Below are 22,807 nucleotides of genomic sequence, written 5' to 3' on the forward strand. Positions count from 1 at the left end.
AGCTATATCAAGTACAACACTCCAAGCATCAAATCCAAAGTTACTTCCAATAACGGTTTGTGAATCTGGAACTAAATTTGTTTGCGAAGTAATTATGGCTCCAGGAGCGCCAGAACCATCGTCTGCGTAAATAAATACATCAACATTATCAGCATTAACTCCAGAACCTTCAGCTCCAATAAATGCTGTTATTGTAATTGACTCTAAAGTCATATTCTCACCGTCAACAACAGTTAAGTCATGAGCAACAATACGTCCTAGGTTTTTAAGGAAACTCTTTCCATTTTCAAAACCATTGCTTGGCCCTGTAGTAGCACAAGGACCTCCTGTTCCACCACCACCTGCAGCAGTTACATTAATAGTATAATCTTCGGCTTGTCCGTAGTTTGAACCTGGATCACAAGAATCTGTAGCATAACTAGAGAGAAATTTCTTTATAACTCGCATTCTAGTTGGTCCTTCAAGAACCCCTGCAGGAACATCAATTGTGCCAGTAGCTTGTTGTCCGTCTGTACCAGTAGAACCACTTATTGTTCCAATTTCATATCGTTCACTCGCATTATCCAAAATTCCATCTTGATTCCAATCTATAAATACAGTAAAACTATTTGTAAAAGTACCACCTGTATTACCCTCTAAGGCAATTGGATAAGACATTCCTTCTTCCATATCACCGCTAATTGCTGTAAAATCTTCGTGCGCAGGAGACCCATCAATCGTAGCATCAGAAACATTACTAATTCCTGCTACCTCAACCAAGGTAATAGGTTCTACAGCATTGTTAAATTCTATAGGCCCACAATATGGAGCAGGGAAAGATCCTCCACCTCCACCAGAAAGAACTTCAACTTCCCATCCACAAGTATTAACTACTGAAGTGGCATAAAATTCAAAAGTTAAAGCACCAGTTGTAGATGTAAATACAGCTGATCCATTTGCAGCTATCATCCCTGCAAGTTCATCTGTATCGCTATTTAAATTGCTATCGTAAATTTGAGGTGAACTTGTGTCTGGACCATCATAAATATTTAAGTAATCAAAATTCCCAAATACTCTAAACGATAAAAATTCTACAGAAAGATCAGTACCTGTCAATGTCGTAATTGTAGCACAACCACAGTTAGGATAATCACCAGGGTCTCCTGAGGATGTAGTAGAACAATCCCCACCCGGTCCTCCAGTCGTACCATCAGATGGATCATAAAAGAAATCCCCTGGTACTACTGCAAAAGTTTCAGTTGCACCTGCAGTAGGTACAATTTGAGATAAAACTCTATTTTGAGTAGCCTGGTTTTGAACGTTAAAGTTAGGAGTACCTCTTTGCTGTGCAGCAGCTTCAGCGGCTAAAATCTCTGCTTGCTCTAAAGACGTAAGACCAATAGCGTTTTGATACCTTGGATTACTGTTAACATATCCATTTGCAATGGCCTGTTCTGAAAGTGTTAGTGGCGCATCCGATATTCTTGCAGAATTACCGTTATTAGAAGATCTTTGGTAAAATGGGTTCGTATTTACCGTACCATTTAACCGTGAATATTCTAAAAGACTATTCGGTGCGTCAGAATTGATAGTTGAGTTTACACCTCTTACACTATTTGTAGTGCTATTTTGAGCTTTAAAATAGGATCGCAACATTTGCTGCTCCTCTGCCGTAAAATGATCGGAAATAGAACCATTATACTTCCCGACATTATTATACCTTACCAACAAATCCTGTATGGAGGAGTTGGATTTCTTCTGGACTTCTGTCTTCGTGGTACCGGTAATGGTCGTGGAAGTAGAAGGCTGAGTAACCTGGGCATTCATCGTAAGTGCAAGCAAGCCGATGAAGCACCCAATGAGAGTACTTTTCTTCATAATTTGATAAGTATTTAGTTAATAATACTTTAAATGTATTTAAAATATTGTTAACAAACAAAAGATACAATAACAAATTTGATGATAAAAAGAAAATCCTGTACAGTAAACTGCACAGGATTGATAATTTCGTAAAAAAATTAGAATTTTTAATTCCCTTCAACAAAAGCTTCCATTACCGCATCGCTTACTCCCATATTAGAGAATCCTCCATCGTTATACAAGTTCTGTAAGGTTACTCTTTTAGTAAGATCACTAAACATTGCTACCGTATAATTTGCACAGTCAAGAGCAGTTGCATTTCCTAGTGGCGACATTTTATCAGCATAGCTCATAAAGCCATCAAAACCTTTCACTCCTTGTCCAGCTGTAGTTGGAGTTGGAGATTGAGAAATTGTGTTTACACGCACCTTTTTATCACGCCCAAAGAAATACCCAAAGCTACGCGCAATGCTCTCTAAATACGCTTTATTGTCGGCCATATCATTATAGTCTGGAAACACACGCTGGGATGCCATATAGGTTAGCGCAATAATACTACCCCACTCATTCATAGCATCTTTCTGATATAACACTTGCATAGTTTTGTGAAATGAACCTGCCGAAATATCCCATCCTTTATGCGTAAAGTTGTAATTCTGATTTGTATAATGGTTACCTTTTCGAACGTTTACCGACATCCCTATTGAATGCAATACGAAATCTAATTTACCCCCTAAAATTTCAGTTGCCTTAGTAACTAGATTCTCAAGGTCTTCCAAGTTTGTTGCATCTGCCGGAATAACTTCAGAATTTGTTTTTTCAGCAAGTTTTTTTATTTGACCCATACGCAGAGCGATAGGCGCGTTAGTAAGCACAAAGCTCCCACCTTCTTCATGTACGCGTTCAGCAGTTTTCCATGCTATAGAATTTTCGTCAAGAGCTCCAAAGATGATTCCACGCTTTCCTTTAAGTAAATTATAAGACATATTTTAAATGTTAATAGTTATCAATATATTATAGTGTTATACCAATATAAAAGTACACACTTTGAATCGTAAAGATACATTTTAATTCAATAATTCTTTGGCATTAGCCATCGCTGCTTCGGTTACTTTTTTGCCACCAAGCATTTGGGCAATTTCTAGAATTCGTTCATCTGTATTTAATACCTTAAGATGAGTAGATGTTATATTTTGTACATCTTCCTTGTAAATCTTAATATGCTGCTGGCCCTTTGCTGCTATTTGTGGTAAATGCGTAATACTAATCAATTGCATTTTATCACCCATATTTCGCATTATAACAGCCATTTTGTTTGCTACTTCTCCCGAAACCCCTGTATCTATTTCATCAAAAACAATAGTTGGTAGTTTTTTATATGAAGCAAGCACTGCTTTTATGGCAAGCATTATTCTACTCATTTCACCACCGGAAGCAACTTTTCTTAAGGGGCCAAATGCTAAACCTTTATTTGCAGTAAACAACAACTGCAATGAATCGGTACCATTCCCTTTAAAAGTTTCTGAAGCCACAAGTTCAAATTTAAATTGTGCATTCGGCATACCTAAAGGAACTAGTGTTTCTTCAAGCTTTTTCTTTAAAACCGGAATAGCCTTTTCTCTTTTAGTATGGAGCGAATTTGCAGTTTGTAAAGCCTTAGACCGTAGCGTAGATATTTGCTTTTCTAAGTCTTCAATTTCAGCATCTAAGCCTAAAGTTGTATTTACTTTTTCTTCAAGATTTTTTTCTATCACAAGTAATTCTGCGACTGTAGCAACAGCATGTTTTTGCTGAAGTTTATATAGAGTTTGTAATTTTTCATTTATCCTAAAAAGTTCTTCAGGATTAGCTTCAATTTTCTCTGAAGTATTTGCTGCTTCAACTCCGATATCTTCAAGTTCGAGAATAACGCTGTTTAAACGCTCCCATAAACTTTCAAATGCTGTTGAAAACCCTTTAATCTTCCCTAATACTACTCGAGCTTCTTTGGCCGTAGAAATTGAACCAATTTGCTCTTGGTCTAACAACTGATTTACAGTGACAAATGCTTCTTTAATAGATTCGGCATTATTAAGAGTTTCGTACTCTTCTTCCAATTCCGTTTGATCGATTTTATCAAGCCCTGCTTGCTGTAATTCGTTATAGAGAAAACTATTGTAATCTAATTCTTTAGCAGCTTCTTCTTTTTGGTGTTTTAGACCAGTTAGTTTTTCTGAAACATTTTTATAATCTAAAAACTGTGATTGGTAAGTGCTTAATAATTCATCATTACCAGCCAAAGCATCAATCACCTCCATCTGAAAACTTTCAGAAACCACTTCCAAAGTTTCATGCTGACTATGAATATCTATTAAAAACGGTGCTAAGGCCTGAAGTTGAGATAAAGCCACTGGAGTATCATTTACGAATGCTCTTGATTTACCACTAGGCAAAATCTCTCTTCGAATAATAGTATGAGCGTCGTAATCTAAATCATTTTCTTCAAAAATGGATTGTAAATCATAATTTACAATTGAAAAATGACCTTCAATTATACATTTTTTTGAAGAATCTTTTATATTGCTTAGGTCTGCTCTTTTACCAAGAAGCATAGCTAAAGCACCTAGAAGTATCGACTTTCCTGCTCCAGTTTCACCGGTAATAATAGTTAATCCCTTTTGAAGATCTACACGTATATCTTCAATAAGCGCATAGTTTTTTATGGCAAGGGTAGTTAACATATTTTAAATGTATGACATTAAAATTAAGTGGTGAGAGTTTAAGAAGTTAGATTAAGTAAGAATTAAAATTCTCGCGTTTAACCGTATGTAGCTTAACGTTGAAATTAATACTTAATCTCGGACCAATTACTGCGTTTTGTAGGAGCAAGTCTATTTAAGTTTTCTACTAGTTTAGTAATATCAACTTTGGGCCCTCCACTGAAAACAGCTTGAATTTCATCAGTTTTTGCATCAAAGAAAGTACGAACTAAATATGAATTTGGACGTCTATCGCTAATTCCTTTTAATCTGTTAATAGCATCGGCTATAACTTTTTTACCTTCTAATTGATTAGACTCCATTTTATCCATTCCTTCACGGTGATACATATACATTGCATCGTGAAAATCTTTATAAACAGAAGATAATAAGGCATCGTTATAACTATATCTTGTTTGGTTACCATCAGTAGCTTTCCAACCAGAATAACTACTAGAAGCCGCAGTACTCGTTATTTGTTTAGCGATTTCAAAATAAGGCCTTCCCCCTTCAGGACTAAACGTATCGGCATCAAGCCCAATTACTGTATAAACGTGAAATGCAATAACCGAAATAAGATTAGAATCGAATGAGTTAAGATTAAGCGCTAATGGTTCAAACTCCTTATATCTAAATGTAACCTGCTTGTCGTAATAGTTGTAAACAGGAGAGTCATATGTAGAGCCATAAACAGGTCTAGAAGATTGTATTTGAAGTGTTCCGCTAAAAGTTTCACCTTCGTAACTATTGACTACCAAGGTCATATTACAATCAATTCTTTCTTGATTTTTATAAACTTTATCTGTCCATTTTGTATTGTTTATAAACTCAAGTAATTGACTCTGTAGTGTACTAAAAACCTGTAGGTTTGGTTGTCCCGTTTTTTCAGCATCAACAGTTACCGTACAATTTAATTCTTGCGCGGTTGCAGGAACTATAATTGCGGTGCATAGTATAAAAAATAATAGTTTACGCATGGATGTTTTCTATAATATATTCTAAAATATCTTTAGCTACTTCTATTTTAGGTTTAACAGGGAAAGGCAACATTTTATTGTCTTTAGCTATTAAAGTAACTTTATTGGTGTCCGATTTAAAACCAGCACCTTTATCTCGTAGCGAATTTAGCACAATTAAATCTAAATTCTTTTTTTTGAGTTTCGATTTTGCATTTTCTTCCTCGTTTTGAGTTTCCAATGCGAATCCAACTAGAAATTGCTTTTTCTTAATCGCACCTAGTGAAGCAAGTATATCTTTTGTTTTTGTAAGCTCTATTGTAAGATTATCCGTTTTCTTTTTAATCTTTTCTGAAGAAACCTCTGCAGGTCTGTAATCTGCAACTGCTGCACTTAGTATTGCGATATCACTTGCATCGAAATATTTATGAGCCGCTTGATACATTTCTTCGGCCGAAGTAATGCGAATTAATTTTACAAAATCATTTTCCAGCTTTAAGGAAGATGGTCCTGAAATTAGAACAACCTCAGCACCTAATTCCGCTGCTGTTTCGGCAATGGAATATCCCATTTTCCCGCTAGAGTGATTTCCAATAAACCGAACAGGATCGATTGCTTCGTAGGTTGGGCCAGCTGTGATTAATATTTTCTTAGCTCGAAGTGGAAGCTTACCAAGAATATCATTTTCTAAGAAAGAAACAATTTTCTCAGGCTCTGCCATTCTTCCTTGGCCTACTAACCCACTCGCAAGTTCACCAAAAGCCGCAGGAATCTGAATATTCCCAAAGCTTTCTAATTTTTCAAATGTTTGATTTGTAGTTGGATGCTGATACATATCCAAATCCATTGCCGGAGCATAATAAACAGGACATTTTGCAGAAAGATAACAAGCGAGTAACAAATTATCGCAGCCACCATTTGCCATTTTAGAAAGCGTATTTGCAGTAGCTGGAGCAATCAACATTAAATCTGCCCAAAGTGCTAACTCAACATGGTTATTCCATTGTGCCTCACGGTTGCCTTCGCTGTCAGTATCTTCAATTGTAAAAGATGAAAATACTTCGTTTTTAGAAAGCGTGGCAAGCGTTAAAGGTGTAACAAAATCTTTGGCAGAAGAAGTCATTACAACTTTTACGTTAGCTCCTTTTTTAACAAGAAGCCTAACTAAAAAAGCTGCTTTGTACGCGGCAATCCCGCCGGTAATGCCAAGCAAGATATTTTTCCGGTTCAAAACAGACATTATCTAATTTTTCAAATTATAAATATATAGCTCAAAGCTAAAATAATTTTCAACTTTGAGCTATTTTCTTTAAACTTTTACTCTACTACTTCGTCAGCTGTATTTCTGTAGTAAATTTTATTTTCTAACCATTCTTGCACTGCTAAAGCGTGTGGTTTTGGTAATCTTTCGTAGAATTTTGAAACTTCTATTTGTTCTTTGTTTTCAAAAATCTCCTCTAAACTATCGTTATAAGTTGCAAACTCATCTAGTTTTTCTAAAAGCTCTTTCTTAATATCGGCATTTATTTGCGTCGCTCTTTTCGAAATAATAGAAATAGCTTCGTAAATGTTGTTTGTTGGAGCATCAATTAAGTTTTTGTCTAAAGTGACAGTGTTAACAGGTGCTTCTGAGTTTTTAATATCCATAGTAAATTAATTAAATAGTAGGTGTTGTTTCTTCGGTTACAGTTCTGCGCTCTATATCTTCATATATTTCAACAGCTTCAGAGGCTAAATCTGTATCCTTGTAATATTTCATGAAATTTTTATAATGTCCTTTTGCAATATCTAATCGCTCTTGCACCAAACTTGGAATACTATTTATTGCAAGTTTATAAGCTGAAACGAAACGATTAAAAAACGCTTCTCTTCTATAAATAGATCCAGGATTATCTGTTATAAAATTATCAAAAGCTTCAATTGCAGACTTGTAATCCTCTACATGCAGATATTGTACTGCAGTTTTAAATTCTTTTTTCTCAAGTTTTTCACGCAATTCAGCCACAAGTTCGTTAGCTTCCATTCTCTTATCAGAGTTTGGATATGTGTTTATAAATTCCTGAAGTTTTTCCAAACCTTTATGAGTATCTCTTTGGTCTAATGAAAACCTAGGAGAAAGTTCGTAAAAACTTTTTGCCGATTTAAACGACGCTACCTCAACACTATCACTTTGTGGATAAGCTTGTGTAAAACGCTCAAACTGATAACCAGCAAGGTAATAATCTTCTAAATTGTAGTACGTATTGGCATAGATAAACATTAGTTTTTCACCTTGTGGTTTACCTCTGTATAACGGAACAATTTGTTCCATCAATTTTAACCCTTTACGATATTTACCCATTTGATAGAGCGAATCTGCAAAAGCGTATTTCTTACCAATGTCATCCTTACGCAACACCTCTTGGTATTGACTACAAGATGAAAGTAAAATTGTAAGACAAAGTATTATAAAAAAAGGTAATCTCATAGGCTTAAAAAACATCGTGCAAAAATAGGCAATTAAACGGGATTCAACAAAACTTATTATTACGCTAAATTATTGCCCTAAAAGCTATTATTTACACACCTTTTGAAAAATTTAACGCAATATCGAATTCTTATAGATCTAGAACTCCTGAATGAAAGAATCTATTTTAGCTCTCAATCCATCACTTACACCAACCAGAGGTAGCCTTACAGTATCATTACAAATTCTTAGTTTTTTGAATACAGCTTTAATTCCAGCTGGATTTCCTTCTGCAAAAATATAATCGATTGCAGGGGCAATTTTATAGTGAATTTCATAAGCTTCATCTACTTTTTTATCAAGACCAAGCATTACCATTTTTGAAAATTCTTTTGGAAATCCTTCTCCTATAACCGATATAACTCCAGCACCACCCGCAAGCACCATAGGCAAGGTAATCATATCGTCGCCAGAAATAACTAAGAAATCTTTTGGGCAGCCAGAAATCAATTTCATAGCCTGAACAATATCTCCTGCAGCTTCTTTAATACCCACAATTTTATCAAAATCATTTGCTAAACGAATTACAGTTTCAGGCAACATATTTGATGCTGTTCTACCAGGTACATTATATAAAACCACAGGAAGTGGAGCTTCTTTTGCTACGGCAGCAAAATGCCGATATATTCCTTCCTGCGTTGGTTTGTTGTAAAAAGGAGACACTGAAAGTATTGCAGTAAAAGCAGAAAGATCACGTTGATTCATCTCAGCAATAACCTCTTTAGTGTTGTTACCTCCAATACCTATTACCAAAGGGAGCCTTCCACTATTTGTAGAAACTACGGTGTCAATAACCAACTGTTTCTCTTCTTTAGACAAGGTCGCACTTTCTGCTGTAGTTCCTAGAACTACTAAGTAATCAATACCATTATCAATATTGAAGTTTACTACATTTTTAAGTCCTTCTACATCAATCGAAAAATCACTCTTAAATGGGGTAATTAATGCAACTCCAGTCCCTATTAATTCTTTCATGTTAGTATTTTATTATTTATTAAGATCACAATGTAATCTATATTTTTTTTAAGACTTTTAAATATTTAGTTACCTCAGTTTTAAAGTCAGCTATATTTTTAGGATCTACAGCCAACATCAAGTCAAAAAGTCTTTCATCTGCTCCATTAAATCCTATTTTAAACTTTGCTTTGCTTTGTGCAATTAAGGCATCTAAAAAATCATTTTCCGTATTTGTAAATCCAATTAATACATCAAAATCGAAATCCAAAAATTCTCTAGCTATTTGATTATTAATATTACCTCTCCAGTTAAACTCTTTGTTGGTAATTTGGTTTTGCCTTAAAGTGGGCAGCTTTTTTCGGGTTTCCATAAAAGTAAAGACTTTGATATCTTTTCTTTGCAAACCTAGGGAGGCTCCAAAATCGTAAAACCTTTGAAGGTCGTCAAAATACGACTCATCAACCAAAAAACCTAAGGACCTTAAAGGCGTATTTCTCTGAGAAAAATCGCGTGATTCTAAGCTTTTAGCAGTTTGATTTTTTAAAGATTTAAGTTTGATTTTTTTCAGCATCGAAAGCATAATTTTGCCTCTCAAAAATAATATAATAAAGGATTATTAGACCTTGAAATTGAAATACATTTTTGAAGTTTTGAATTCCAAATTTAACACGATTTATTTATAAAAGCTTTTATTCTATATTTCCTATTAGAAATTAATCATTTCAAGAAATTCGTCTTCAGAGATAATTGCCACTCCTAGGTTTTCGGCTTTGGTTCTTTTACTAGGGCCCATATTGTCTCCCGCTACTACAAAATTTGTTTTAGAAGAGATAGCGCTTGAAACTTTCCCTCCATTATCCTCAATTAGCTTTTTGAGTTCATTACGCGAAACCTTTGTGAAAACACCAGAAACCACAAAAATCTGTCCGCTTAAAGTGTCTGTTTGATTGGCAAGCTCATCGGCAGAAATTTCTAGCTGAACGCCGTAGCTCTTCAATCTTTCAATGGTAGTAAGGTTCTCTTCTGAAGCGAAAAACGACACTACACTTTGAGCAATTCGCTCTCCAATTTCATCTACAGTAACTAAATCTGCTTCCGAAGCGTTAATTAGAGCATCAATCGTTTTGTAGTGTTTTGTTAGTTTTTTAGCCACTGTTTCTCCAACGTAGCGAATTCCTAAACCGAATAGAACTCTTTCAAAAGGTATTTGTTTTGAAGCTTCAATCCCGTTTACAATATTCTCGGCACTTTTTTGTGCCATTCGCTCTAACGGAATAATCTGTTCAGCTTTTAAAAGATATAGATCTGCGTAGTTATTAATCAATCCATTGTTTACCAACAATGCAACTGTTTCACCTCCTAGCCCTTCTATATCCATCGCTTTTCGCGAAATAAAATGTTGAATTCGACCAATAATTTGAGGTGGGCAACCTTCGGTATTAGGACAATAATGTTGCGCTTCACCTTCTGTACGCACTAACGGTGTACTACATTCTGGACACTCAATTATATATTGAGTGGACTGCGAATTAGGATCTCTTTTGGTAAAATCTACACCAATTATCTTCGGAATAATCTCTCCTCCTTTTTCTACAAAAACTGTATCGCCTTCTCGAACATCGAGTTTTTCAATCTGATCTGCATTGTGAAGCGAAGCTCTTTTTACAATAGTTCCAGCCAATTCAACCGCCTCTAAGTTTGCAACAGGAGTAATTGCTCCCGTTCGTCCAACTTGATAAGTAATTTGATTTAAAACCGTGGAAACCTGCTCTGCTTTAAATTTGTAGGCCATTGCCCAACGTGGAGATTTTGCTGTATAACCTAACTCTTCTTGTTGTTGAAGATTGTTAACTTTTACAACCACCCCATCTGTTTCATAAGGTAATTCATGACGGTGAATATCCCAATAATTAATAAAAGTCAACACCTCATCCAAACTTTTTGCCAGCTTGGCTTCATTTGGCACTTTAAAACCCCATAGTCTTGCTTTTTCTAAACTCTCAAATTGGGTTTTTATAGGAAGCCTTTCCCCCACTAAACTATACAACAAACACTCTAACGGACGTTTTGCCACTTCGGCACTATCTTGAAGTTTTAAACTACCCGATGCAGTGTTTCGCGGATTTCTATAAGGTTCCTCTCCTGCTTCAACTCTTTCAGCATTCATTTTTGTAAAACCCTCAAAGGGCAAAACAATTTCACCTCGAATTTCAAATAATGACGGATAATCTCCTTTTAATTGTAAAGGAACTGAACGTATGGTTTTTACATTTGCCGTAACATCATCCCCCTGAAAACCATCACCACGAGTAACCGCTTTTACAAGCTTACCATTTTCATAAGTAAGACTTATTGAAGCTCCATCGTACTTTAGCTCACAAGTGAATTCCACATTGCCATCCACCATTTTTGCAATACGCTTTTCCCAGTCTTCTAAATCTTCTTTTGAGTAAGAATTATCCAAAGAATACATTCTAAAAGTATGCGGAATGGTTTTAAAATTTTTAGTGATTTCACCACCAACTCTTAATGTTGGCGAATTTGGATCGTGAAATTCTGGATGTGCTTTTTCTAAATCTTGAAGTTGTTTCAGTTTTTGATCAAATTCAAAATCGGAAATAGTTGGATTATCAAGCACGTAGTAGTTGTAGTTATGCTCTCTTAATTCGTTGCGAAGCGATGTAATTTGCTGTTCAATATTCATACAACAAATATAAAACTAAAGGACTATTATAAAAGCGAAGAGACCTAATTTACATATCGAAAAAAGCAAAATTCCTCCAATTAATTCTTTAATCCTTAAATTAAAGAACAAATTTAATCTAAATGACTCTTACGTTCTATCTTCATTCAACCATTTTGGCTGTTCGGTAGGCTTAAATTTCTCCATTTTATCAAGAAGTTGCTGAGGATTAGAATCCACTAGAAGCAAATTGTAGTTATCCATAGACAGGAATCCCTTACGCACCATGGTTTCCAACATTTTTATAAGATCGTTATAAAAACCATTGACATTTAATAACCCAATAGGTTTTGAATGTAAACCAAGCTGAAGCCAAGTAATAATTTCAAAAAGCTCTTCTAAAGTTCCCATTCCACCAGGCAGTGCAATAAAGCCATCGCTATTTTCCTGCATTTTTAATTTGCGTTGATGCATATTATCAGTAGTTATGAGCTCAGTAAGTCCTAGGTGAACAACTTCCTTTTTTTTCAAAAAGCTTGGAATAATCCCTATAACCTTTCCTTTGTTTTCCAAAACGCTTTTTGCTATAACTCCCATCACGCCAATCTTCGCAGCTCCATATACCAATGTTATATTTCTTTCAACAAATATTTTTCCTAGTTTTTCAGCAGCAGCAGTTATTGCAAGGTCATTACCTTCACTGCTTCCACAGAAAACACATAATTTTTCAAGTTTATTCATAGTCAAATCTTTTTGCTCAGTTTTATTGGCTTTTTGTGCAACGGATATCGAATTTTAAGTAGACTACTTAAAACACTTCATCATGCGATCTTTCCCAAAAATATCCTTTTTCATCTCGATTTTTTTAAATCCTTCATCCTTTAAAAGCTGAATCATTTCATCAGCAAGGTACTCATTAATCTCGAAAAATAGTTTTCCACCAGGCTTTAAATGTATTTTTGCTAAGCGTGAAATTGATCTATAAAATAGCAATGGATCACTATCAGTCACGTATAACGCTGAATCCGGCTCATGCCTTAGAACATTTTCTTGCATCATTTCTTTTTCCAATTCCCGCACATAAGGTGGATTAGAAACTATAATATCGTAAAGTTTTGGAAGCGCTGTTACTTTTAAAATATCTGTTTGAAAAAAATCAACCCTAACATTATTAATTTCTGCATTCTCAGTTGCGACCTGTATTGCCTTTTCTGAAATATCCAACGCGGACACTTTAGCATATGAAAGATTTTTAGCCAAAGAGACAGCAATACAACCACTCCCAGTACCTATATCAAGTATAGAAACGGACTCAGAATGCTGAGTGGTAGATTTATGATTAGAAATTATATAATCTAATAACTCCTCTGTTTCTGATCGAGGAATTAAAGTGTATTTATTCACTTTAAATGGAAGCCCATAAAATTCTGTTTCTCCTATTATATACTGAATAGGCTCGTGATTATTCAGTTTAAACAATGCCACTTGAAACCTATCGTAATCGTTTGCTGAGACTTCTGTTTTGGGGTTTAAAGCAATATCAACCCGAGAAAGATTCAGGTATTCTTCAGCAAGTATATAGAAAAAAGCTTGAATTTCTTCCGAAGGATAAAGTCCTGAAAGTTGTTCGTGAAAGTAGTTCTTTAATTCTGAAATTTTCAAAAGCTGTCTTAATTTTTACTTGAAATTGATTTTTGATAATTATATAAAACTTACAACGTTTTCAGCATATGTATTTGGCAAGAATAATGCCCCGTGTCCCCCATTCTAGCCTTAATATATTTAAATCCCGATTGCTTGTAGAGTTTCTGAGCATGAGTCATATATTCCATAGTTTCGAGATATATCTTCTCATAACCAAAATCACGCGCTTTAGACAAACAAACTTCCATCATTTGCGCCCCAATACCTCTTCCTCTTGCTTCGGGTAAAAAATACATTTTTTGAAGTTCACAAACATTTCCATCAAAATTATCCAGTTTAGCAATTCCCGCGCCTCCTATTACTTTACTATTTACTTCAACTACAAAGTATGCAGTTTTGGGTTTCTTATAGGTTTCATACATACAATCTAATGCAGTATCAGCGTAGGCAGTACCAATTTTTGGCACGTTGAAATCCTCCAAAATACTACGTATTACTTTGGCAATTTGAAGATTATCACTCTTTTTAATAAGACGAATAATTGGTGTGTTCATTCTAATTAAAACCTTGTATTTTTACGCTGTGAAGATACACGAAAAATATATGTTGCGATGTATACAACTCGCTAAAAACGGATTAGGAACCACCTATCCAAATCCTTTGGTGGGAAGCGTTGTTGTACACAATAATATGATTATTGGCGAAGGTTGGCATTATCAAGCAGGACAACCACACGCTGAAGTTAACGCCTTAGAAAACGTAGAAAATCGAGAACTCTTAAAAGACGCTACAATATATGTAAGTTTAGAGCCTTGCAGTCATTTCGGAAAAACTCCACCCTGCGCCAATCTCATTGTTGAATCGGGGATTAAAAAAGTAGTAATTGGGAGCTTAGACCCTAACCCTCAAGTTGCCGGCCGTGGAATAAAAAGACTAATAGAAGCTGGATGCGAAGTGATTGTTGGAGTTTTAGATAAGGAATGTGACGAACTTAATAAGCGGTTTTTTACGTTTCACATGAAAAAAAGACCTTATATTTTCTTGAAATGGGCGCAAACATCGGATGGCTTTGTCGCCCCGAAGAGCGAAACACGAAATGAAAAAAAACCAGTCTGGATTACAAATACATTTTCACGACAAATTGTACATAAAATGCGAGCCGAAGAACAGGCAATTTTAGTCGGCACTAATACTGTTTTAGAAGACAATCCAACCCTCACAGTAAGAGATTGGTATGGCAAAAATCCAATACGAGTTATTATCGATAAAACCTTAAAAATTTCGCCAGAGGTTTCAGTTTTTGATGGGAGTGTAAAAACTATTGTTTTTAATAATAAAGAGAGCAAAATTTCAGATAATATTGAATTTGAGAAATTAGATTTCAAAAAGAATATTCCACAACAAATCTGTGATGTTCTTTTCAAAAACAATATTCAATCTATAATTATTGAAGGAGGATCAAAGACCTTACAATCTTTCATTGATACATCACTTTGGGATGAAGCGTATATTTTTACAGGTAAGAACACTTTTAGTGAAGGCATAAAGACTCCTATTTTTAAAGGTGATATTTTTTCGGAAAAAATGATAAAGGAAGACACATTAAAAATTTTTAAAAACCCTAGCATTTGATAGCACTTCTCTTTAGTATACTATCTTCCACAATGATTTTTGTGGTTTTTAAGCTCTTTTCACGGTTTAAAATCAATACTTTTCAAGCCCTTACCTTTAATTATGTTACTGCTTGTATCTGCGGAATCATACTTCAGGAAGATTCAATAAAATTTTCTGACGTACCACATTTTGAATGGTTTCCATTTGCCCTTGGTTTAGGTGGATTATTTATTTTGGTTTTTAACCTAATGGCGATAACAACACAGCGCAGTGGACTTTCGGTGGTTTCAGTAGCCACAAAAATGAGTGTAGTTATCCCAATTCTATTCGGGTTATTATACTATAAAGAAAGTCTAGGGCTTTTTAAAATTATTGGAATTATCCTCGCTTTGGTTGCTGTGTACCTGGCTTCTATTAAAACTAAAGAAGGAATTAAAATAAAATTATCAAATTTTATTTTTCCTGTTCTTGTATTTTTAGGGAGTGGCACTATTGACACGACTATCAAATATTTAGAAGGCGAGTTTATTGCCAAAAGCGATATCCCAATATTTTCAGCAACAATTTATGCAATGGCTGGCCTTATTGGATTTGGAATACTAATATTTCAACTAGTTAAAGGAAGTTTTACGTTTGAATTTAAAAACCTTGTTGGTGGAATTGCTTTAGGTATTCCAAACTATTTCTCGGTTTACTTTTTAGTTGAAGCCCTACGCAGCAATATACTAGAAAGCTCTGGAGTTTTTACCGTTAATAACGTTGCAATTGTAATGACTTCAACAATATTAGGTATTTTACTATTTAAGGAAAAACTATTGAGAAAAAACTGGATTGGAATTGGGTTGGCTGTGCTAAGTATATTATTTATAGCTTTGGAAAAATGGTAGTTTAAAAAATTAAATACACACTTTTGGAAACGGAAAAAGACACATACAAAACCATTTTAAAACCATCGAAAGAAGTTCTTTATAAAGAGAAAGGAAGTAAGTTTTTTGGCTATGCTTTTCCTGTTACTTCAGAAGAAAAAATTAAAGAGCATTTAGAAGACCTTAAAAAGCAACATTACAGTGCACGACATTGGTGTTATGCTTGGCAATTAGGAAAAAGTTACGAACAGTATCGCGCAAATGATGATGGAGAACCTTCAAATAGCGCTGGAATGCCAATTTACGGTCAGTTGCAATCTTTTGACGTTACTAATATATTGGTGGTGGTTGTGCGCTATTTTGGCGGAACAAAACTTGGCGTGGGCGGATTAATTCAAGCGTATAAAACTACTGCGCAAATGGCATTAGAAACTTGCAGAATTCACACTAAAACTATAGACGAAATCTTTTTCATACAATGTGAATATCCTGAAATGAATACTGTAATGCGAATTTTAAAAGACGAAAACATCAAAATCGTAAATCAGAAACTTGAACTGAGTTGTGAGTTCGAAATTTCTGTTAGAAAAAAAGATGCAGATAGAATTTTTGAACTTTTTGAAAACACTTACAAAGTAAAAATCATCAAGGAAGAAGATAAAAAAGAATAGTCTCAAAAAAGCTAACGTCTAATCCAAAATTAGATGATTTTTTAATTACAGCAACTTGGAATAGTCATGGAAAGTATTGCACTTTTCAACAACCTGTATCAACAATTTACAGCTTAAAAAGCTAATTGCAAATTTCATAAACCTACCTAAATGTCAATGTTTCTTTTTTTATAATTACGATTTAAATTTATCAATTTTAAAACAGTTTAGATTGATTATAAATTTTATAAAAAATTTGAAAACAGAAACTTTATTTTTTCAGAAAAAAGAAATTAATTTCGAATAATTTTTCCGCAAAAAATGTTTAACAATTGACTGAAAAACACAAACAGTTATCGCGCTTACAACCAGAAACTTAAAACACATCCCACTGCCTATAAGTCTTTACGTTTAATTCGTTTAAAACCTAAAACTTAACTGACTAAAATAAAACAAGCAACTAATTAATTTATTTCAAACGCTTTCTTATTTTTACAATTGTCTTCTTGCAAATATTTGGGTGTTTGATAAAAGTTTTTTGTAGCTTTATCGAAAGTGGAGTATGACGAAAAAAATTGAATATTTCAACCCCAAAGTGGTTTTTTTTATAACTATTTTGTTCACATATTTGCACTGTTAGGAAATAGGTCGGAAACTCTCCATCCGTTATTTTTTAGCCACATCTAAAATTAAAATAAATTATTCAAGATTAAATTATGAGCAAGACTGCGGAATCGGTTTGGAATAACTGCTTGGCTTTTATAGAGGACAACATTTCCTCTCAAGCATATAAAACATGGTTCGAACCAATTAAAGCCGTTAAACTAGCTGACTGCTCTCTCAGCATACAAGTGCCAAGTAAGTTTTTTTACGAATGGCTAGAAGAGCACTATGTGAAAATATTAAAAGTTGCTCTTACCAAAGAATTAGGTAAGAACGCAAAGTTGGTTTATATAATCCGTATGGAAAATACATATGGTAATAAGCAACCCTTTACTGAAAAAATTCCTAGTGCAAACCGCAGCAATTTACGATCACAAGAAATTGATGTACCATTAAAAAATAAAAGTCCTGAATTAAAAAATCCATTTGTAATTCCTGGAATTAGAAATGTTAAAATAGAATCTCAATTAAATCCTAATTACAACTTTGAAAACTTCCTAGAAGGAGAGTCTAATCGTTTGGCACGCTCTGCAGGTTTAGCAGTGGCAAACAAACCAGGGGGAACATCATTTAACCCATTGTTGATATTTGGAGGAGTTGGTTTAGGAAAAACTCACTTAGCCCACGCTATTGGCGTTGACATAAAAGATAAATATCCAGAAAAAACTGTTCTGTATATTTCTGCTGAAAAATTCACACAACAATATATAGAATCGGTTACTAAGAATAATAGAAACGACTTTATTCACTTCTATCAAATAATAGATGTGTTAATAGTTGATGACATTCAATTGCTTTCGGGTAAAGCTGGAACACAAGATGTTTTCTTCCATATTTTCAATCATTTACACCAAAATGGAAAGCAGGTTATATTAACAAGTGATAAAGCACCTGTAGATATGATCGATATCGAACAACGACTACTATCACGCTTTAAGTGGGGGTTATCTGCAGAATTGAATCACCCAGATTACGCCACAAGAATTGCAATTATAAAGAGTAAATTATACCGTGATGGTGTTGATATGCCTGAAGAAATTATAGAGTTTTTGGCAAACAACATCAAAACCAATATTCGTGAACTTGAAGGCGCTATTATTTCTTTAATAGCTCATTCATCATTTAACAAAAAGGAAATTACAATTGATCTTGCTCGTAAGATTGTAGATAACTATGTGAAACACACCAAACGTGAGGTTTCTATAGAATACATCCAAAAAGTAGTTAGTGATTATTTCCAAATGGACGTAAGCACGCTTCAGTCTAAAACGCGAAAAAGACATATTGTACAAGCTAGACAATTAGCGATGTTCTTTGCTAAAAAACTAACCAAAGCATCACTAGCTTCCATCGGCTCACAAATAGGTCAGCGAGATCACGCAACTGTATTACACGCATGTAAAACTGTTGATAATCTTTCTAGTACCGACAAGCAGTTCCGTAAATATGTTGAAGATCTAAACAAAAAGTTGACTTTATAATTTGGTTCTCATTTAGAATTAAACACATAATTGTTTACCTTATTTTAAAAATTTTTAAATTTTCATTTTGGCAAAAACAAAAATTTTAATGGTATGTTTAGGCAATATTTGCCGTTCGCCTTTAGCCGAAGGTATTTTAAAAGCTAAAGTTGATTCGTCAAAGGTAATTGTAGACTCAGCAGGTACTGGTAGCTGGCACGTAGGAAGTAAACCAGACAGCAGAAGTATTGCAGTGGCTAAAAAAAATAATTTAGACATAACCGATCAACGCGGAAGACAATTTAGCGTTAGTGATTTTGATGAGTTTGACCACATATACGTCATGGATAACTCCAACAAAGAAAATGTGTTGGATCTTGCGAAAAATGAAGAACATAGAGGTAAAGTAAAACTTATTTTAAACGAGATTTTCCCTGGAGAAAATGTAGATGTTCCAGATCCCTATTACGGAGGAGATTCAGGCTTTGATGATGTTTATAAGATGCTGGAAGAAGCCTGCGAAGTAATTGCTAATAAGCTTTAATGGATATTTATAGCTTTTTAGTAGTTATTAATATATAACGCTTATATGTATTAACACTCAATCTTACCTAATTTGAGGAATACATACTTTCAGATAACAAGGAAATAAAGGTATCAAGTTTAAGGTCTGGTATATACCTCACCAAAATAACTTCTGAAAAAGAACAAATTGTTGTCAAAAGATTAATAATTCAATAATATCAGTAATGAATCCCGAAAAAGGAAAATTATACCTTATCCCCTGTCCAATGGGAGATGTTCCTCCATTAGCTGTACTTCCTATTTCTATTAAAAATACTATTGAAAAAATAGATCATTATATTGTAGAGCATCAAAAAAACGCTAGAAGGTTTATAAAAAGTATTTCCCCAGAGAAAGAACAATTTTCTTTAAAGCTTCAAGAAATAAACAAATACACTCAGCCTGAGGAAATTCCAGCTATGCTCAATCCCTGCTTAGAAGGATTTGATGTGGGAGTTATAAGCGATGCTGGTTGCCCTGGTATTGCCGACCCTGGTGCAAGAGCGGTGCATTACGCTCACGATAAAGGTATAAAAGTAGTACCTCTAGTAGGACCATCTTCTATTTTACTAGCCATGATGGCTAGTGGATTGAACGGACAAAACTTCACCTTCAATGGATATTTGCCTATCGACAAAAGTGAAAGAAAATCTGAATTAAAGCGCCTTGAAAAGCTGTCTAAAGATTTCGATCAATCACAGCTTTTTATTGAAACGCCATATCGCAACAATCAGATGCTTCAAAGTTTGACAGACATCTTAAATCCACAAACTAGAATTTGTGTTGCTTGTGATATTACTTTGCCTTCAGAGTATATTAAAACAGCTCCAACGAGTGTGTGGAAAAAAATAAAGGTGGACCTTCATAAAAGACCCACCTTATTTATCATTCACGGATAGTATTTTATTACATTATCCTTGGTTTTCTGTTAGGCACAATATGTGAAGTATCATAACCTGAAAATTTTCGTAGATAGTAACGGATTGAAGTACCATTTGCATCTTCAAAACCAACCGCACCACCACTTCTAAGGAACTTTTTTACATTTCCTGCTCCTGCTAAATGCGCTGCAGCTAGGATACCAGATTCTGTAACTTTAACCCCTCCCACTACTTTACCTACAGTTCGTTTAATATCTTTACGTAAAATCCACTTGTTTAAAGAAGTGTAAGCCATAAAAGCTGCTTCTTGTTGACGAGTGTTATAAAGAAAGTTATCAGCATCTCTAAGTCCCATCATTTTCAGGGTATTTTTTGAAAACTGATATTTTCCCATATACCCATAAGGGTTAACCACGTGATAATCCCCTCTAGATTCTTTAAAACCAAGAGCTTCTTTAAATCCTAAGTAAGATTTTCCTAAGAATAAATAGTACTTAGGTTTCAGAGGAGCGTCTAATGGAATTACTTCCTCTTCGGTGGGCACATTGTAGTTCAACTCCATCCCTTCAGTACTAAAAACTGAAAGATCGTAGTTGCTTTCATTCGAATTAAAACCTGTCCCCACTATTACGGTAACAACAAGTAAAGTGATAATAAAATAATATCTTTTTTTCATTCATTCTAAAATTCAGAAGTACTGCTACCTCTTATTTTGAGGGCGCAAAGATAACGCTTTTTTTATTAACTTGATTTACAGCATGTTAAAATATTGATAATAAAAAAACCAGGCTTGTCAACCTGGTTTCTTCAATAATTATAATGTCGCTTTTGCGTTATTATCAGGAAGTATTTCAGAGATATCATAGCCTCCAAAGCGTTTCATGTACTTAGTGATTGGTACACGATTTGCATCTCTAAAGACAATCTCTCCCTTACTATCCAGAAATTTTTTAACATTTCCGGCACCTCCTAGATGAGCCGCAGCCACTAGGCCCGATTCGGATATTTTAATACCACTAATTGTTTGGCCCACATATTGGTCGATATAATCTCTCAAAACCCATTTGTTTTTAGAAATTAAAGCCTTAAAAGCTCTTTCTTGTAACAATGGGCTATTCAAAAATTGAGTAGTATTATAAATTCCTACCCAATTAAGAGTTGAACGGCCAAACTGGTATTTGCCCATATATCCTAATCTGTTTACGGCTTTGTAATTTCCACTGCTTTCACTAAAGCCGAGGTCATAACAGAACCCAAGGAACGACTTGCCAAGATAGGGAATCCTATCTTGAGAATTCAAATTCACTTCATATTCGTAGGGAACATGGGCTACGTCACCTACAATATCTGTAGTGAATATAGAACTGCTATAATCTTCTTTCTTAGAAGAGAAAGCCATAGCAACAAAAATTGCAACAGCTAGCAGCGCAGACAATTTCATAAAACGTTTCGTCATGTTTTATTTAGTTTTAAATTATAATTATTGCGTCATCGCCGTGTGCGAGACGAAATAAACTTTTTAAAAACAAACATTGTGATCGACAAAATTTGTTCGTCGCGTATTATGAAAATATTGTGCCAAATATCATCGCAAACAATTCAACCATACCTGATGGTCAATTGATTACATCAAAAAAGTTACAATAATTAGAAAAAACTAAAGCGGTCTTAACAAAATTTAACCTTGTTTTTTAAAATGTTTTAACAGAAGAAAGAGACTATTACCTTTTTAAACCTTGGCTGTTTACCCATCGCACATACTCCGTCTTATTGCGATTGTGCTGAGCAAGGGTTTTAGCAAATTTATGGTAACCGAAGTTAGTAACATCTGCTACAAAATAATAATAGTTGTGCTGCTCGGGGTTCAAAACTGCATCAATAGAAGAGATATCAGGCATTGTAATTGGACCAGGCGGAACCCCTGCATATTTATACGTGTTATAAGGCGAATCAAGTTCTAAATCTTTATATAATACACGTTTAATCACTCGATCATAATCATTTGCCTCACGTTTTAAAGCATATATAACTGTAGGATCTGCTTGAAGTAACATCCCCACTTTTAATCGATTAAGATAAACCCCGGCAACTCTAGGGCGTTCATCTATTTTTGCAGTTTCCTTTTGAACAATTGCTGCTAAAGACATTACCTGCTCCTTTGTGAGGTTTTGTTTCTTAGCCTTTTCGATTCGTGAATCACTCCAAAAACGTTCGTATTCTTTTTTCATTCGTTCACGAAAAGTTTCTGCTGAAGTGTTCCAATAAAACTCATAGGTATTTGGAATATAGAGCGAAAGTGCTGTATCATCATTTAATCCTACTTCTTTTAAAAATTCAGGATCACGCATAGCGGTAATAAGTGAAGTGCTATCCGCTTCAATTTGTGCAGAAATGTGTCCTGCCAAATTTTCCAATCGTTCCTGATTATTGAACTTTATATTTATAGGAATATTTTTACTTCTAAGAGTATTTATAATATCGTTATTACTCATCCCTTTTCTAATAATAAAATGACCAGCTTTAATATTAGAAGAGTATTGTTTTCTGTTTGCTATTGCTAAAAAAGAATCTGGATTATCTATTAGCGGTTCTAATTCCTCAATAACATCATGAATTGTGGCATTGGTTGGAATATATACGTGAGCTTCATTATTGTTGAATGCAGTATTTGGCGTAAAAGCTGTGTTGTAAACGTACCAAGCAAACCCACCCATAGCAACGGCACCTAATAATACTATGGCTACTAATATTTTTTTTATGTACATTTTATTTGATTAAAAATTAAC

General features: G+C 34.4%; 23 protein-coding genes. 7 read left to right on the plus strand and 16 right to left on the minus strand.

From position 1 onward, the window contains the following. The 13 genes from K8344_RS06545 to K8344_RS06605 all read right to left on the minus strand — a co-directional run. Window positions 1–1,857: GEVED domain-containing protein (locus K8344_RS06545; protein ID WP_237607942.1), on the minus strand; the 1,857-nt coding region annotated here is incomplete at its 3' end. Window positions 1,858–2,006: 149 nt separating this feature from the next. Beyond that, a complete protein-coding gene (locus K8344_RS06550) occupies window positions 2,007–2,825 on the minus strand; it encodes an enoyl-ACP reductase FabI (RefSeq protein WP_237607943.1) in 819 nt (272 codons plus the stop codon). 81 nt (window positions 2,826–2,906) lie between these two features. Beyond that, on the minus strand, window positions 2,907–4,559 hold the full coding sequence (gene recN / locus K8344_RS06555; protein ID WP_237607944.1) for a DNA repair protein RecN: 1,653 nt from the start codon (window positions 4,557–4,559) through the stop codon (window positions 2,907–2,909). A gap of 104 nt (window positions 4,560–4,663) precedes the next feature. Further along, window positions 4,664–5,554: a type IX secretion system protein PorD gene (gene porD / locus K8344_RS06560; protein ID WP_237607945.1), complete on the minus strand. Its 891-nt coding sequence runs from the start codon at window positions 5,552–5,554 to the stop codon at window positions 4,664–4,666. Beyond that, entirely contained in the window at window positions 5,547–6,773 is a 1,227-nt protein-coding gene (coaBC, locus tag K8344_RS06565) for a bifunctional phosphopantothenoylcysteine decarboxylase/phosphopantothenate--cysteine ligase CoaBC (RefSeq protein ID WP_237607946.1), read from the minus strand. Before coaBC ends, porD begins: the two co-directional genes overlap by 8 nt. 77 nt (window positions 6,774–6,850) lie before the next feature. Beyond that, window positions 6,851–7,180 carry a DNA-directed RNA polymerase subunit omega gene (locus K8344_RS06570; protein ID WP_237607947.1) on the minus strand — a complete coding sequence of 110 codons (330 nt, stop codon included), beginning with the start codon at window positions 7,178–7,180 and terminating at the stop codon, window positions 6,851–6,853. Window positions 7,181–7,190: 10 nt separating this feature from the next. Beyond that, complete coding sequence (locus tag K8344_RS06575) at window positions 7,191–8,000, minus strand: outer membrane protein assembly factor BamD (protein ID WP_237607948.1); 810 nt, start codon at window positions 7,998–8,000, stop codon at window positions 7,191–7,193. A gap of 138 nt (window positions 8,001–8,138) precedes the next feature. Further along, window positions 8,139–9,014: a 4-hydroxy-tetrahydrodipicolinate synthase gene (gene dapA, locus K8344_RS06580; protein WP_237607949.1), complete on the minus strand. Its 876-nt coding sequence runs from the start codon at window positions 9,012–9,014 to the stop codon at window positions 8,139–8,141. Between the two features lie 37 nt (window positions 9,015–9,051). After that, window positions 9,052–9,567: a DUF6913 domain-containing protein gene (locus tag K8344_RS06585; protein ID WP_237607950.1), complete on the minus strand. Its 516-nt coding sequence runs from the start codon at window positions 9,565–9,567 to the stop codon at window positions 9,052–9,054. Window positions 9,568–9,702: 135 nt separating this feature from the next. Next, a complete protein-coding gene (gene ligA, locus K8344_RS06590; RefSeq protein ID WP_237607951.1) occupies window positions 9,703–11,700 on the minus strand; it encodes an NAD-dependent DNA ligase LigA in 1,998 nt (665 codons plus the stop codon). A 129-nt stretch (window positions 11,701–11,829) separates the two neighbouring features. Then, on the minus strand, window positions 11,830–12,420 hold the full coding sequence (locus tag K8344_RS06595; protein WP_237607952.1) for an LOG family protein: 591 nt from the start codon (window positions 12,418–12,420) through the stop codon (window positions 11,830–11,832). 63 nt (window positions 12,421–12,483) lie between these two features. Then, window positions 12,484–13,341 carry a peptide chain release factor N(5)-glutamine methyltransferase gene (gene prmC / locus K8344_RS06600; protein WP_237607953.1) on the minus strand — a complete coding sequence of 286 codons (858 nt, stop codon included), beginning with the start codon at window positions 13,339–13,341 and terminating at the stop codon, window positions 12,484–12,486. 50 nt (window positions 13,342–13,391) lie between these two features. Next, window positions 13,392–13,877: a GNAT family N-acetyltransferase gene (locus K8344_RS06605; RefSeq protein ID WP_237607954.1), complete on the minus strand. Its 486-nt coding sequence runs from the start codon at window positions 13,875–13,877 to the stop codon at window positions 13,392–13,394. A 28-nt stretch (window positions 13,878–13,905) separates the two neighbouring features. On the opposite strand from K8344_RS06605, the gene ribD reads away from it, so the two are divergent. The 7 genes from ribD to K8344_RS06635 all read left to right on the plus strand — a co-directional run bounded on the left by ribD (window position 13,906) and on the right by K8344_RS06635 (window position 20,039). After that, a complete protein-coding gene (gene ribD / locus K8344_RS06610) occupies window positions 13,906–14,955 on the plus strand; it encodes a bifunctional diaminohydroxyphosphoribosylaminopyrimidine deaminase/5-amino-6-(5-phosphoribosylamino)uracil reductase RibD (RefSeq protein ID WP_338144591.1) in 1,050 nt (349 codons plus the stop codon). After that, window positions 14,952–15,824: a DMT family transporter gene (locus tag K8344_RS06615; RefSeq protein ID WP_237607956.1), complete on the plus strand. Its 873-nt coding sequence runs from the start codon at window positions 14,952–14,954 to the stop codon at window positions 15,822–15,824. The genes ribD and K8344_RS06615 overlap by 4 nt, the downstream gene beginning before the upstream one ends. A 23-nt stretch (window positions 15,825–15,847) precedes the next feature. After that, window positions 15,848–16,474, plus strand: coding sequence for an IMPACT family protein (locus K8344_RS06620; protein WP_237607957.1), 627 nt, complete (start codon window positions 15,848–15,850; stop codon window positions 16,472–16,474). Between the two features lie 695 nt (window positions 16,475–17,169). After that, complete coding sequence (dnaA, locus tag K8344_RS06625; protein ID WP_237607958.1) at window positions 17,170–18,597, plus strand: chromosomal replication initiator protein DnaA; 1,428 nt, start codon at window positions 17,170–17,172, stop codon at window positions 18,595–18,597. Between the two features lie 88 nt (window positions 18,598–18,685). Next, a complete protein-coding gene (locus K8344_RS06630; RefSeq protein WP_237608110.1) occupies window positions 18,686–19,120 on the plus strand; it encodes a low molecular weight protein-tyrosine-phosphatase in 435 nt (144 codons plus the stop codon). An 83-nt stretch (window positions 19,121–19,203) separates the two neighbouring features. Continuing rightward, entirely contained in the window at window positions 19,204–19,317 is a 114-nt protein-coding gene (locus K8344_RS14295; RefSeq protein ID WP_420908348.1) for a T9SS type A sorting domain-containing protein, read from the plus strand. An 8-nt stretch (window positions 19,318–19,325) separates the two neighbouring features. Then, window positions 19,326–20,039, plus strand: coding sequence for an SAM-dependent methyltransferase (locus tag K8344_RS06635; protein ID WP_237607959.1), 714 nt, complete (start codon window positions 19,326–19,328; stop codon window positions 20,037–20,039). Between the two features lie 7 nt (window positions 20,040–20,046). Here K8344_RS06635 and K8344_RS06640 read toward each other — a convergent pair whose 3' ends face one another. From K8344_RS06640 to mltG, 3 genes are all read right to left on the minus strand, one after another. Then, window positions 20,047–20,697: a peptidoglycan-binding protein LysM gene (locus K8344_RS06640; protein ID WP_237607960.1), complete on the minus strand. Its 651-nt coding sequence runs from the start codon at window positions 20,695–20,697 to the stop codon at window positions 20,047–20,049. 138 nt (window positions 20,698–20,835) lie between these two features. Continuing rightward, window positions 20,836–21,477 (minus strand): hypothetical protein, encoded by a 642-nt coding sequence (locus K8344_RS06645; RefSeq protein WP_237607961.1) that lies wholly within the window; start codon window positions 21,475–21,477, stop codon window positions 20,836–20,838. 265 nt (window positions 21,478–21,742) lie between these two features. Continuing rightward, window positions 21,743–22,786 carry an endolytic transglycosylase MltG gene (gene mltG, locus K8344_RS06650; RefSeq protein ID WP_237607962.1) on the minus strand — a complete coding sequence of 348 codons (1,044 nt, stop codon included), beginning with the start codon at window positions 22,784–22,786 and terminating at the stop codon, window positions 21,743–21,745. Window positions 22,787–22,807: the final 21 nt, after the last annotated feature.

Source organism: Aequorivita xiaoshiensis (assembly GCF_022008395.1).
GTDB classification, from domain to species: domain Bacteria; phylum Bacteroidota; class Bacteroidia; order Flavobacteriales; family Flavobacteriaceae; genus Aequorivita; species Aequorivita xiaoshiensis.